Below are 12,568 nucleotides of genomic sequence, written 5' to 3' on the forward strand. Positions count from 1 at the left end.
TTAGTGGATTCTCTTGCAAGGGTTCGCCTGTTTATCCAGTTTTTATTAGGGAATACAGTGGGAGCCAAACCCTGTGGATCAACCGATCCGACCTGGCACGCTCACCCCGGATTCCGTCTCATGCCCGCTTCCCCGCATCGCTCGCCGCGCCTGGCGCTGCTCGCCACCAGCCTCGGTTTCGTCATCGTCTGCATCGATGTCACGGTGGTGAACGTCGCGCTGGCGCGCCTGCGCGACGCCCTGTCGATCGACGCGGCCGGGCTCGAATGGATCGTCAACGCCTATACGCTGGCCTTCGCGAGCCTGCTGCTCAGCGCCGGCGCGCTGGCCGACCGCTTCGGCGCGCGCCGCGTGTTCGTGGCCGGCTTCGCCGTGTTCACCTGCGCCTCGATCGGCTGCGGGGTGGCCAACGGGCCGGCCCTGCTGATCGCCTCGCGCGTGCTGCAGGGCGTGGGCGCCGCGCTGTGCGTGCCGCCCTCGCTGGCCCTGCTAGGCGCGGCCTTCCCCGACGCGCGGGCACGCGCCCGCGCCGTCAGCATCTGGGCCGGCACGGCGGCGCTCGCGCTCGGCGCGGGCCCGCTGGTGGGCGGCCTGCTGGTCGATCGTTTCGGATGGCAGAGCATCTTCCTGATCAACGTGCCGGTCGGCATCGTCGGGATCTGGCTGACGCTGGCGCATGCCCCGGAAACGCCGCGCCACGCGGCGCGGCGGCTGGATCTTGCAGGGCAGGCGCTGGCGATCGTGGCGCTGGCGGCGCTGACCTACGCGGTGATCGCCGCGGGCCGCGCGGGCTGGGGCAGCGCGGAGGTGCTGGGGAGCTTCGCGCTCGCGCTGCTGGCCGCGCTCGCATTCGTGACGGTGGAACGGCGTCATCCGCAGCCGCTCCTGCCGATGACGCTGTTCCGGGTTCCCGTCGTCAACGTCAGCGCCCTGACGGGCCTGTCGCTGAACTTCGGCTATTACGGCCTGATGTTCGCGATGAGCCTGTACTTCCAGAACGTGCGCCACGACACGCCGCTGCAGGCCGGGCTGGCGTTCCTGCCGATGACGGCCCTGGTGGCGGTCGCCAACATCGTGTCCGGCTCGCTGACCGCGCGCTTCGGATATCGCCTGCCGATGCTCGCCGGCCAGATGCTGGCCGCGGCCGGTTATCTGGCGCTGATGCTGCTGCATCGCGACAGCGGCACGCTCGCGGTGTCGCTGCCGTTGCTGGCGGTCGGCGTCGGCGTCGCGCTGGCGGTGCCGTCGATCAATACGGCCTTGCTGGCCCATGTCGAGCCGACCACGATCGGCATCGCCTCGGGTTTGCTGAATACCGCGCGCCAGGTTGGCGGCGTGTTGGGCGTGGGGCTATTCGGGGCGCTGGCGGGAGTCGCCTCGCGCGACATGGTCGGCGGGCTGCACGCGGCCGTCGCGATGGCCGCCGCGGCGAGCCTGGCGAGCGTCGCGCTCGGCCTGTTCGGGCTGAAGGCGATGGCACGGCCGGCGGTCTGCACCGAATCGGCCTGAGGCCGGAGCCGCGCTCGCAGTAAACTGGCAGTTTTCCTCCCTTCGGAATCCTGTCATGCAGATGCTCGTCGACGCCGACGCCTGCCCGGTCGTCGTCAAGGAGATGCTGTTTCGTGCCGCGCAGCGCCTCGAAATCAGCCTCACCCTGGTCGCCAACCAGTTCCTGCGCACGCCGCCCTCGCGCTTCATCAAGGCCCTGCAGGTGCCGGCCGGCTTCGACGTGGCCGACCAGCGCATCGTCGAGCTGGCCGAGGCCGGCGACCTGATCATCACGGCCGACATCCCGCTGGCCGCCGCCGCGCTCGACAAGGGCGCGCAGGTGCTCGACCCGCGCGGCAACTGGTTCAGCCGCGAGAACATCCAGGAGCGCCTGACCATGCGCGACGTGATGGACCAGTTGCGCAGCTCGGGCGTCGAGACGGGCGGGCCGCCGCCCTATTCCGCGCAGGACAGCAAGGCCTTCGCGCGGCAATTGGATCGTTTCCTGGCCAAGCATGGGCCGGGGGCGAAGCCGTGATCCTCTCCTCCCGGTTCGTCTCGCGCATCGACCTGAAACCGGCTCCGGACAACGATACCTCCCGGTATCCCTTCAATCTTCCGGCCGTGCGCTCGCTCGATGCATTGGAACTGCACCCGAAGATCACTTACTTCGTCGGGGAGAACGGCTCGGGGAAATCGACCCTGCTCGAGGCCCTGGCCGTTTCGCTCGGCTACAACGCGGAAGGGGGCAGCCAGTCGCTGCACTTCCAGACGCGCGACACGCACTCGCCCCTGCACGAGCGCCTTCGGGTCTCCAAGGGGCTCCGCCGCCCGCGAACCGGCTACTTCCTGCGTGCCGAGAGCTTCTACAACGTGGCCAGCACGCTCGACGAAATGGAGGAGGATCCCTACACGGCAGGCGTGCTGGCTTCGTATGGCGGCCGCTCCCTGCACATGCAGTCGCATGGCGAATCGTTCCTCGCCCTGGTGATGCAGCGTTTCGGCCCCGAAGGGCTATACCTGCTCGACGAACCGGAGGCGGCGCTTTCCCCGCAACGGCAGCTGACCCTGCTCGCGCGCCTGCACCAATTGATCGAGGAGAAATCGCAGTTCGTCATCGCGACACACTCGCCGATCCTGATGGCGTATCCCGATGCCTGGATCTATGCCTTCGGCGAGGACGGAATCCGGCGCGTTGCCTACGAGGAGACGGAGCACTACCAGGTCACGCGCGACTTCCTGGCAAATCCCCGGCGCATGCTCGACATCCTGATGAGCGATCCCGACGCCACGCAGCACACGAGCGACGAGACGCCATAGCGGCGGCATCCGTGCACGGCGATGGTCAGGGCTCGACCGGCACCTCGCGGTCGTCGCCCATGCCGTGATAACCGCCCTCGAAGATGATGGTCACGTGGCGCGGATTGTTCGCGGCATAGACGTTGGAATAGATCGACGTCGCCACCGTGCCCGCGCCGCATTCCAGCTTCAGTTCCTTGTCCGTCTGTCCGCTTCGGAGATTGACGAGGCGCAGGCGCGCCATCGACAAGGGGCACGCGCTGGACGATTCGTAGATCCCCAGCAGCAGGTGCTTGCCGGTGTGATGCCACATCGGAATCTCGACCGTGCCCGATACGCTCGGCGTTTTGTCGGAACGGGTGTCGTCGAGCGTACCGACCTGGTGCAGCGTGATCGGCAGCACGTGCTTGCCGTCGCGCCACTCGCCGGCGGCGCCGTTGTCACTCGGCTTCAGCGAAATCGGGCAAGGGACGGGATGCGCCAGTGAGGCCACCGGGACCTTGGGAGAATCGCCGAAGGATGCCGGCGCCACGGCTTCGCATAGCTGCATGCTGCCGTCGGCCTGGCGCTTGCCTTGCAAGGGGATGGAGAGGCGATGGGCGTCGTAGTAGTAGCTGCCGTCGACCTGCGATCGACGAGGCTCGTCGTGGTTCAGTTCGGCATAGGTCTGCAGCGATAGATGGATCGGCAGGCTGCCGATCGTGCCGGTGTAGTTCCGGACTTCGTACCAGCCGCCGGCGTGGGCGGTGGACGCGGCCAGCGAGGCTGCGCAGAGGATGGCGTGGAGGAGATGGCGGAAGGGTTTCATCGGCTATCCGTGATTACGCACGATCGGGCGTCGTGTGGATTGTCGGTGATTTGAGCGGCAGAGTGAAACGATTCTTCATGATCGACCGGCGCCCGCTTCCGAAATAAGAGATGCACCGAGCATGATCGCCGACAGATTCTCTCCGGGGTGATGGAGGTACATTCCGTACCCGAGCACCGAGCAAAGGGAGGATCAATTGGCTAGACGAGCGATCATTTGCGCTGGCGACACGACAACGCATGGCGGCTGCGTCCTCGAGGGCGAGCCGTCCGTGACCATCCAGGGAAAACCTGTCGCCGGCGTCGGACACAAGGTGAGTTGTCCGCAATGCCAAGGCGTTTTCCCGATACTTCCGATACCACGCCGATATCCCCACGGAATCCACGGGCGAGATACCGCCGTCGAGGGAATGCGAACCGCATGCGGCGCCGTCCTCATTGCCTCGCAGTCGACCAATACGATCGACGATGACGGCGAGGCTGACGCGTACATCGATGGGCACGACAACATCGTTGCCGCTGCGGCAGCCTTCCCGTCTTCGCCTCCGACGCTGTGCAAGGCATGCATGACGACAGCGGCAAGGAACGCGATGACGATGATCGTTCGGGGTTGATCATGTCGCCGAGCATCGAAGCCTATTTCGCCAGGCGCCGGCAACACACGGTGCCGGTGCGGCTGTATGCGCTGTTCGACGGCGTGCTCTATCAAGACCAGAACGGCACTGTCCCTGACAGAACGGCGGCGTGCCTCGCCTTGCTCGACGATACGCCCGACGAATCGGTGGCCAATGCCGGCCCCTGGCTGGTCGATTGCGAAGCGACATCCATGTCGGTGAGCACAGCGCTTTCGTCCTTGGCGGCCAGTTCGTTTGGCGTGTCCTGGTTGATCAGCGCGTATCCGATGACGGCATTGGCGGATCATCTTCGGGCGAATCTGGATGTCGAGTTGCCCGATGGTCAGCTTGCGCTGCTTCGTTTCCATGACGCTCGGCTCATGCCATCGATTGCCTCGGTGATGACTCCCGTGCAGCGACTTGCATTCTTCGTGACGGTATTCGACTGGCTCGTTGAATGCGACGGCCATCTGATCGAGATAGCGCGCAATGCTCACCCTATCTAGCGAGCAGCTCGCGGCAATGGCACGTATCGATGCGAAAAATTACATCGAACGCATCCGGCATGCACTCGTCACGGAAAACGCTCCGTTGGCTGCGGACCACACGCTGTCAGACCGGCTATGGCGCGCGTATATCGCGGCGCAGGAAATCGGCATCTCGACGGATGAAAACGTCGCGGCATTCCTTCGCCTCGAGGCGTTTTCACCCGGCTTCTATCAAAGACTGGCGACGCAACGCTGGCTAAAGCGGCCGGGCCGCCATCCAGACGAGCGCTTTCATGACTACCTGCGCGTAATCAGGTGGCACGTCAATCATCCCGACTATCTCAGAGGAAATCACAATGGCCGGAATGGCAGTACCTCTCATCGAAGGCGCCGCAATGGAATTTGGGCCGCTCTTGATGCGTATTGGCGCGGCGCTGTTGGGCGGAGCAGGAACCGCTAGCCTGTCCGGCGACGCAACGGACGACGATATCGAGGCAAGGGCATCGGCACATGCTGTCCCGCGCACGGCAGAGCGTTGCGAACGCTGTCCACCCGAGTCCGGCTTGGCTGTCAAACGCTTCCACTCGATGAACGCGGCACCGCGCGAATACCAGGCGCGCGTTACCGGACGGCCTTATAGCGTCGCCGAAGGCTGGAGCGAGGAGTGGGCGTGGCTGAATATCGACTTCGACGGCTTCGTGCCGGGTCGATGCTTGTTGCAGGAAGCGAAGGGCAACTACGATCAGTTTCTCGATGGCTCTATCCCTGCAGCCTATAAATTCTTCAAGGGATTCGAATCGATGGAGGCGGCAGCGGAAAAACAGGCCAGCCTTGTTCGTGCCAAGCCGCCAACCCGCCTGATGTGGTATTTCCAGACACCTCTCGCACAGAGTCGCATGATGCTCACCTTGCGGCACCTTGGCATACCGTCAATCGTCCACCCTTGAGGCAGCCCATGAACATCATCGCCAGCTTTCGCGATCCGTCACTCCTGGCAGACGACTTCGCGGGCATGCTTGCGCGAATTTCACCTATCGCCGCAAAACTTGCCACCTACGACGCATCCCTTCGCGCAGAGAACTGGCGCCTGAAAGGAGACACGCTGGAAGAAGCGATGCTCTACCAGGTTTACGACGCCAATGGCGAGGCGACACCCGCTGCCCTGGCGGTGCTTCGCGAGGCATTTCGCGGTGAGCACGCCTTCACCTATGCCGCTTTATGGGATGGAAACAGGGATGCCAGCAAGGGCGCCTCGATTTCCTGCCACATAGCCGACAAAACCATTCCCGATAGGCTGTCGATCACTATTCGCGGGCCAGCGTGGCAAGACTATCGGGCGGTTGCGGATCTCGTCGCGAAAATCGTCGAGGTTTTCGGGCCGCTGCTCGTCGACGTGTCCGATGAGAAATACGTACTCAAGCAAGTTTTCGATGACAAACCCGGCGTCGGCTGGATGCTCTACTTGCCGCACCGAATCACCACGCAACAGGTTCCCGAAGCAAGGGCACTCATCCCCATCCCATCCGCCGGCCGCAAGCAAACCGGCACGATCATCGTCAGCGTCGTGGATGAAGCGTTCTCAGCCGACAATCCCGAGCATGTCGAGATCGCGAACCGCATGGAGATTCGACTCGTCGACCACGACCTGCTGCCGACTTATCTCAGCTTATAAGCGCTCTCACCGTGCCCCGATCGACGACGCAAACCTCACGCCGACACAGCCAACGCGCGAATCTCATCCCCCTCGAGCCGATATCGAACCCACTCGCTTTGCGGTTTGGCGCCGAGCGCCTTGTAGAAAACGATAGCCGGCTCGTTCCAGTCCAGCACGCTCCATTCGAAGCGCCCGCAGCCCTTCTCGATCGCAATCCCTGCGAGATGCTGCAGCATCCGCTTGCCGGCGCCATGGCCACGCGCGTCGGGCGAAATATACAGATCCTCCAGGTACAGCCCCGCCTTCGCCTGCCAAGTCGAATACGAGAAGAAATACACGGCGAAGCCGATCGCCTTGCCATCGAGCTCGCAGATCAACGCCTTCGCGGGCGATTGCGGACCGAACAGCGACGTCTCGATGCTCTCGACAGTCGCCTCGACCTTGTCTTGCGCCTTTTCATAAATGGCGAGTTCGGTGATGAAGCGCAGGATGAGTGCCGCGTCGTCGACGCGGGCGGTTCGGATATTCAGCGACATGAGATCGGGTTCCAGACAGGCAATGAAGTCACAAGCCAAGGATGGTAGTCGATACCGTCGCGTCGACTCAATGCGACGACACATAAACCGCGCCCTCGAACGGCTCGGGGACCGCGAAGCTCTCGCGCATCCGTCGCGTTTCGGCAGCCGGCGTGGCACCGAACAGCCGTTTGAACTCGCGGCTGAACTGGGAAGCACTCGTGTAGCCCACCGCGTGCCCCGCCGCTTCGGCGGTCAGGTCCTGGCGCACCATCAGCAGGCGCGCCTGGTGCAAGCGCGTGGACTTCAGGTACTGCATCGGAGAAACCTGCGTGATCGCCTTGAAGTGGCTGTGAAAACTCGGCGTGCTCATGCCGGCCTCGCCAGCCAGTTGCGCGACGTCCAGCGGCTGCGCATAAGCGGCGTGGATCAGGCGCAGCGAGCGCCCGATCCGGCCGAACTGCCCGCGCATCGCCAGCGCCTCGCGCATCGACGCGCCTTGCGCCCCCGTCAGCACCCGGAAATACAGCTCGCGCAACAGGCCCGGCCCCAGCACCGCCGCTTCGAGCGGACGATGCATCGCCTCCAGGAAACGCAGCACGGAAGCCTGCATGGCCTCGTCCATCGGCGTCGACATCATGCTCTGCGGGGCGCGCACCGGCTCGGCCGTGCCTTCGCGATCGATCTGTGCCGCCAGTTCCGCGGCCACCGTGAAATCGAGGTGCAGGTAGAGCGCGAGCAAGGGGCGCTCCGGCGTCGCCTCGGTTTCCATGCTGAACGGCACCGGCACGGAAACGGCCAGGTAATGCTGCTCGTCATACAGATACAACTGCTCGCCGAAGTAACCGCGCTTGCGCCCCTGGCAGACGATCACGATGCCCGGGTCGTACAGCACCGGCGTGCGTGACAGCGCCCGGTTCGAACGCAGGATGCGCACGCTCGGCAAGGCGGTGAGGTTGTAGCCCTCGTCGGGAGCCAGGTCCCGCAGCAAGGCAATCATGCGTTTGCGGTCGCTGGCGGAAAGCTCCGTATGTTCAGCTGGGTTGCGTGTCGCGCTCATAGTTTTAGGCAATAAAAATAGCGGAATCCGGCTTATCCGGCGCCGCTCACCAGACTAGTATGCATGTTCCTATCGACATTCGGGAGTCCCTTCGATGGCATCCAGCAAAATTCTGCTCATCACCGGCGTCAGCAGCGGATTCGGCCGCGCGCTCGCGCGGGAAGCCCTGGCGGCGGGCCACACGGTGGTCGGCACGGTCAGGAGCGACGAGGCCAGGCGCGATTTCGAGTCGCTGTCGCCGGGCGCAGCCGTCGCGCGCGTGCTCGACGTGACCGACTTCGACGCCATCGACGGCGTCGTCGCCGAGATCGAGGCGAAGGTCGGCCCGATCGACGTGCTGGTCAACAACGCCGGCTATGGACACGAAGGCGTGATGGAGGAGTCGCCGCTGTCGGACCTGCGCCGGCAGTTCGACGTGAACGTGTTCGGCGCGGTGGCGATGATGAAGGCGGTGTTGCCATTCATGCGCGTGCGTCGCCATGGCCACATCGTGAACATCACCTCGATGGGCGGCTATATCACCATGCCGGGCATCACCTACTACTGCGGCAGCAAGTTCGCGCTGGAGGGCATTTCGGAGGCGCTCGGCAAGGAAGTGCACGCCTTGGGCATCGCCGTGACCGCCGTTGCTCCGGGCTCGTTCCGCACCGACTGGGCCGGCCGCTCGATGGCGCGCACGCCGCGCTCGATCGCCGACTACGACGCGATCTTCGATCCGATCCGCCAGGCGCGCGAGGAAAAGAGCGGCAAGCAGCTGGGCGACCCGGTCAAGGCGGCGCGCGCGATGCTGGTGGCGATCGACGCCGAGCAGCCGCCGGCGCATCTGCTGCTGGGCAGCGATGCGCTCGGCTTGGTGCGTAGCAAGTTGTCGGCGATGGAAGAGGAGATCGGTGCCTGGGAAGGCGTGACGGTCTCGACCGATGGTTGAAGACAAGCGAAGCGCGCGAACCATCGCGCGCTTCGCCTTCAATCCGGCGCCGGGAGATTGAAGGGCTTGCCCGGCGTATGCACCCAGGCCGCGACGACCTTTGCTCCTGTCGGGCCGGCCGTCGTCACGTGCACGACATCGGCCGGCAGTTGGAAGGTTTCGCCGGCGCGCAATCGCCTGGGCGGCTGCCCATCGACACGCACCGTCACCTCGCCCTCGAGCACGTAGCAGAGCTCCGGTCCGCTCGCCTTGTGACGCGGCTTGCTCGCGTTGGGCGGGAACACGGCCACGCCCATTCCCATCTCGCGATCGGTGTCCGGCACGGGAACGCGTTGCAGGACGACCGTTTCCCGGGCCTCCGGAGGCGCCGCGTCGGCCGCCTGCAACATCACCAGCGCCGCGAGCATCGACACGCCGTGGCGGATGTGCCTCGTCGTTGCGCTTCGCATGATTACTGCCCCGCTCCATCGAGCGCGGTCAGGATCCGGTAGGCGGCGGCGACGCGGTCCTCGATCGGATAGCTGCGATTCGCGAGGATCACGATGCCCATCCGCTTGGCGGGCACGAATGCGACGTAGCTCGAGAAGCCGTTGGTGGAGCCCGTCTTGTTGATCCAGACATCATCCCGCGGCGCCTCGGGCGGACGGATTTCCGTCACCTTCATGCCCTTGAAGAGCATCGCCGGGCCGTTGCCGATCAGCAGCGTCTTCAGCGCGACCGGATAGGGATACTGCTCCCAGATCAGGTCCTGCGTCATGGGCCCGGCCTGGAAGTAGCCGGTATGCGTCTGCGTCACCGCGCGTTGCAGCGACGCTTCGAGCGGGATCAGCTTCATGTTGCCCTGCATGAAGTGCAGCAGGTCGCCGGCCGTCGACTTGACGCCATAGGCCTCCCGTCCCACCACCTCCATCTTCATGCGGATCGGCTTGCCCGCCGCCGTATAACCTTGCGCGTAATCGGCCTCGCGCGCGGCCGGCACGTCGATGAAGGTGTTCTTCAGGCCCAGGCCCGGAAACAACCGCCCTTCCATCAGGCTGGTGGAATCCTGCTGCAGGCGGTTCGCGGTCAGGATGCCCAGGGTCCCGATGCTGATGTTCGAGTAGGTGCGAAAGGTGCCCGGTGCATGAGCGGCATGCCAGTGCTTCAGGTAGCTGATCAGTTCGGCTTCGTCGCGGACGTCGTCAGGCACCTGGAGAGGCAGGCCGCCCACCGTATGCGCGCCGAGATCGAGCAGGCGCACCTTGCCGAAATCGCTGCCGCGCAGCGGCGGCAGGTAGGTTTCCACCTTGTCGCTGAGCGACAGTTGCTTGTCGACCTCGGCCAGCGATGCCAGCGTGGCCGTGAAAGTCTTGGATACCGAGCCGAGCTCGAACAGCGTCGCGTTCGTGACGGGCCGGCCGCTTTCCTTCGACGCCACGCCGTAGTTGAAGACGTGCGCCTTGCCGTCCACCACCACGCCCACCGCCATGCCCGGGATCTGCTTCTCCGTCATAAGCGGACGTATGGTCTCGTCCACCACGGCCTGGACGCGATCGGCGGCCGCGAAGGCCGTGTCGGCGATACCGAGCATCGCGCCCGCGGCGCAGAACAGAACCGCCTGGGTCATGGCGGGCATCATCTTGCTGAACTTCATCGTGTGGCGTCCTTATCGAAAGCTGGGCTTGAAGAGCCGCCACTATCGCGGTTTCGGGGCCAGGCGACAAACGATGATAAATTGTCCATTGCCCTAGAAAAACTTATGACATCCTCATGCGCCCCAATTTGCCCCTGAACGCGCTGCGCGCCTTCGAATCCTCGTCGCGGCACCTGAGCTTCACGCGCGCCGCGCAGGAACTGAACGTCACCCAGGCCGCCGTCAGCCAGCAGGTTCGCGCGCTGGAGGAACGGCTCGGCGTCAGCCTCTTCAAGCGCCTGCCGCGCGGGCTGGCGGTAACCGACGAAGGGCTCGCGCTGCGCCCCGTGCTCAGCGATGCCTTCGACCGCATCGAATCCGTGCTGCGGCAGTTCGAGGGTGGACACTTCCACGAGGTGCTGACGGTGGGCGCCGTTGGCACCTTCGCGGTGGGATGGCTGATGCCTCGGCTCCGGTCCTTCCACGCGCTGCATCCCTTCGTCGAACTGCGCCTGATGACGAACAACAACCTGGTCGACCTGGCCGCCGAAGGCCTCGATTGCGCGATCCGCTTCGGCGACGGCAACTGGCCCGGCACGCGCGCGCAGAAGCTGTTCGACGCGCCGCTCTCGCTGCTGTGCGCGCCGGACATCGCGCAGCGCCTGCGGGTGCCCGCCGATCTCGTCGGGGAAACGCTGCTGCGCTCCTATCGCGCCGACGACTGGATGAACTGGTTCGCGAAGGCGGGGCTCGCGCCGATGCCGGCGCGAGGTGCCGTGTTCGACTCGTCGCGGTTGATGGTCGAGGCGGCAACGCAAGGCGCCGGCGTGGCGCTCGCGCCCGCCTCGATGTTCGCGCGAGACCTCGCCACGGGGCGCCTGGTGCGGCCGTTCGATATCGAGGTGCAGGCGGGCAGCTACTGGCTCATCGGGCAGAAGGGGAAGCCGGCCACGCCGGCCATGCAGTTGTTCAACCAGTGGATCGTGAAGCAGGCCGAGGAGGAAGGCACGGCCGCATGAGGGCAAGCCGAGGTGCTAGCGTCATCGCCCATTGGCCGAAGCCACCATCGCGGCGATCGCCGTATCCAGCGACGTGGTGCCGAATGCGCGCTCGCCGGCATCCACCTCGACGTCGATGTGTCCCGCGTTGTGCGCATCGAACAGGTCGATGATCAGTTGCGCATGCTGCTCGCTCGCACCGCCCTGGGCGAGGGCCGACGCCCATTGATCCCGAGGCAGCGCGAGCGCCTTGACGGGGCGGCCGCTGGCCTTCTCGATCGACTGCGCGACATCGTTCGCGGTGACGCGTGCCGGCCCCTCGACGCTCACGATGCGCGTTGCCGCGGCGCTCGGCCCATCGCGCAGTAGGCGCGCCGAAACCACGCCGACATCGCCCGCCGAGATGGTCGGGAAGCGCTTGTCGACGGGATCGTGGAAACTCGGCAGCACGCCGCTCGACAAGGCCACCGGCAACACGCGCGCCCAGTTCTGCATATGCTCCGCCGAGCGCAACAGCGTGAGCTTCGGCGACACCTCGCGCAAGGCCGCTTCCAGATGATGGAACAGCTTCGTGATGCCGGTATCGGCGTCGAGCTCGGCGCCGTAATCGGACAAGGCCAGCACGTGCAGATGGCGATGCGCGGCAAGCACGCGCGCGGCGACGTCGATGGTCTTGCGCATCGTGTCGGCTGGCTGCGCATCGTCCCGTGGCAGCGGAACCAGCACCTGAACGGCCTGCGCGCCGTCCAGCGCACGATCGAGCGCTGACTGATCGTGCAGATCGGCGAACACTACCTCGCAGCCGATGCTCGCCAGCGCGGCACCTTGCACCGCATCGCGCACCACGGCCCGCACCGGCAGCGATGCCTGTCGCAATGCCGTCGCCGTGGTTTGTCCGACCTTTCCCGCCGCGCCAAGGATCACGTACATCGTTCGACTCCTGTTTCATTGGGGAGGAATCGAGCGTATCGCGGCATCACGGGCGATTCGCGCAGGAACGGATGGTGATCAGCAGGAATGGATGACGGCCGCCCGGCGCGGCGGCAGGCGCGCCGCCGGGGATCGATGCATAATGCGCGAAACCGTGGCTGCCGAGGTGCGAACC

General features: G+C 65.2%; 16 protein-coding genes. 10 read left to right on the forward strand and 6 right to left on the reverse strand.

Features of this window, described 5'->3' with window-relative positions; genetic code table 11:
• Positions 1-120: 120 nt before the first annotated feature.
• The 3 genes from BM43_RS12455 to BM43_RS12465 are packed head-to-tail and all read left to right on the forward strand — an operon-like array spanning position 121 to position 2,808.
• The gene (locus tag BM43_RS12455) at positions 121-1,509 is read left to right on the forward strand and encodes an MFS transporter (protein ID WP_036055384.1); all 1,389 of its coding nucleotides are present in this window, start codon (positions 121-123) and stop codon (positions 1,507-1,509) included.
• Between the two features lie 55 nt (positions 1,510-1,564).
• Positions 1,565-2,026, forward strand: a complete 462-nt coding sequence (locus BM43_RS12460; protein ID WP_036032466.1) for a YaiI/YqxD family protein — start codon at positions 1,565-1,567, stop codon at positions 2,024-2,026.
• Positions 2,026-2,808: an AAA family ATPase gene (locus BM43_RS12465; RefSeq protein ID WP_172535083.1), complete on the forward strand. Its 783-nt coding sequence runs from the start codon at positions 2,026-2,028 to the stop codon at positions 2,806-2,808. The genes BM43_RS12460 and BM43_RS12465 overlap by 1 nt, the downstream gene beginning before the upstream one ends.
• Before the next feature lie 25 nt (positions 2,809-2,833).
• Here the strand turns inward: BM43_RS12465 and BM43_RS12470 are convergent, their stop codons facing one another.
• Complete coding sequence (locus BM43_RS12470; protein ID WP_036055382.1) at positions 2,834-3,595, reverse strand: hypothetical protein; 762 nt, start codon at positions 3,593-3,595, stop codon at positions 2,834-2,836.
• Positions 3,596-3,791: 196 nt separating this feature from the next.
• Here BM43_RS12470 and BM43_RS12475 point away from each other — a divergent pair, with 196 nt between their 5' ends.
• From BM43_RS12475 to BM43_RS12490, 5 genes are read left to right on the forward strand one after another with little or no spacing between them, the layout of a single operon-like run.
• Positions 3,792-4,208, forward strand: a complete 417-nt coding sequence (locus BM43_RS12475) for a PAAR domain-containing protein (protein WP_036055381.1) — start codon at positions 3,792-3,794, stop codon at positions 4,206-4,208.
• The gene (locus BM43_RS12480) at positions 4,157-4,714 is read left to right on the forward strand and encodes a DUF4123 domain-containing protein (RefSeq protein ID WP_080742079.1); all 558 of its coding nucleotides are present in this window, start codon (positions 4,157-4,159) and stop codon (positions 4,712-4,714) included. Before BM43_RS12475 ends, BM43_RS12480 begins: the two co-directional genes overlap by 52 nt.
• Positions 4,698-5,156 (forward strand): hypothetical protein, encoded by a 459-nt coding sequence (locus BM43_RS38785; protein ID WP_080742078.1) that lies wholly within the window; start codon positions 4,698-4,700, stop codon positions 5,154-5,156. Before BM43_RS12480 ends, BM43_RS38785 begins: the two co-directional genes overlap by 17 nt.
• Positions 5,092-5,643 carry a restriction endonuclease fold toxin 5 domain-containing protein gene (locus BM43_RS12485; RefSeq protein WP_227742692.1) on the forward strand — a complete coding sequence of 184 codons (552 nt, stop codon included), beginning with the start codon at positions 5,092-5,094 and terminating at the stop codon, positions 5,641-5,643. Before BM43_RS38785 ends, BM43_RS12485 begins: the two co-directional genes overlap by 65 nt.
• Positions 5,644-5,651: 8 nt before the next feature.
• Positions 5,652-6,368, forward strand: coding sequence for an immunity 52 family protein (locus tag BM43_RS12490; RefSeq protein ID WP_036055379.1), 717 nt, complete (start codon positions 5,652-5,654; stop codon positions 6,366-6,368).
• A gap of 35 nt (positions 6,369-6,403) precedes the next feature.
• On the opposite strand, the gene BM43_RS12495 is transcribed toward BM43_RS12490, so the two are convergent.
• Both BM43_RS12495 and BM43_RS12500 read right to left on the reverse strand, forming a co-directional pair.
• Positions 6,404-6,886, reverse strand: coding sequence for a GNAT family N-acetyltransferase (locus tag BM43_RS12495; RefSeq protein ID WP_036055378.1), 483 nt, complete (start codon positions 6,884-6,886; stop codon positions 6,404-6,406).
• A 67-nt stretch (positions 6,887-6,953) separates the two neighbouring features.
• The gene (locus tag BM43_RS12500; RefSeq protein ID WP_036055377.1) at positions 6,954-7,925 is read right to left on the reverse strand and encodes an AraC family transcriptional regulator; all 972 of its coding nucleotides are present in this window, start codon (positions 7,923-7,925) and stop codon (positions 6,954-6,956) included.
• Between the two features lie 94 nt (positions 7,926-8,019).
• On the opposite strand from BM43_RS12500, the gene BM43_RS12505 reads away from it, so the two are divergent.
• Entirely contained in the window at positions 8,020-8,853 is an 834-nt protein-coding gene (locus BM43_RS12505; RefSeq protein ID WP_036055376.1) for an oxidoreductase, read from the forward strand.
• Between the two features lie 38 nt (positions 8,854-8,891).
• Here the strand turns inward: BM43_RS12505 and BM43_RS12510 are convergent, their stop codons facing one another.
• Both BM43_RS12510 and ampC read right to left on the reverse strand, forming a co-directional pair.
• Positions 8,892-9,260 carry a cupin domain-containing protein gene (locus BM43_RS12510; RefSeq protein WP_051078686.1) on the reverse strand — a complete coding sequence of 123 codons (369 nt, stop codon included), beginning with the start codon at positions 9,258-9,260 and terminating at the stop codon, positions 8,892-8,894.
• A 44-nt stretch (positions 9,261-9,304) separates the two neighbouring features.
• The gene (gene ampC / locus BM43_RS12515; RefSeq protein ID WP_370448967.1) at positions 9,305-10,471 is read right to left on the reverse strand and encodes a class C beta-lactamase; all 1,167 of its coding nucleotides are present in this window, start codon (positions 10,469-10,471) and stop codon (positions 9,305-9,307) included.
• A gap of 131 nt (positions 10,472-10,602) precedes the next feature.
• Here ampC and gcvA point away from each other — a divergent pair, with 131 nt between their 5' ends.
• Entirely contained in the window at positions 10,603-11,484 is an 882-nt protein-coding gene (gene gcvA, locus BM43_RS12520; RefSeq protein WP_013691410.1) for a LysR family transcriptional regulator, read from the forward strand.
• 21 nt (positions 11,485-11,505) lie between these two features.
• Here the strand turns inward: gcvA and BM43_RS12525 are convergent, their stop codons facing one another.
• Complete coding sequence (locus BM43_RS12525; RefSeq protein ID WP_036055374.1) at positions 11,506-12,393, reverse strand: NmrA family NAD(P)-binding protein; 888 nt, start codon at positions 12,391-12,393, stop codon at positions 11,506-11,508.
• Positions 12,394-12,568: the final 175 nt, after the last annotated feature.

The organism is Burkholderia gladioli, assembly GCF_000959725.1.
GTDB lineage: Bacteria > Pseudomonadota > Gammaproteobacteria > Burkholderiales > Burkholderiaceae > Burkholderia > Burkholderia gladioli.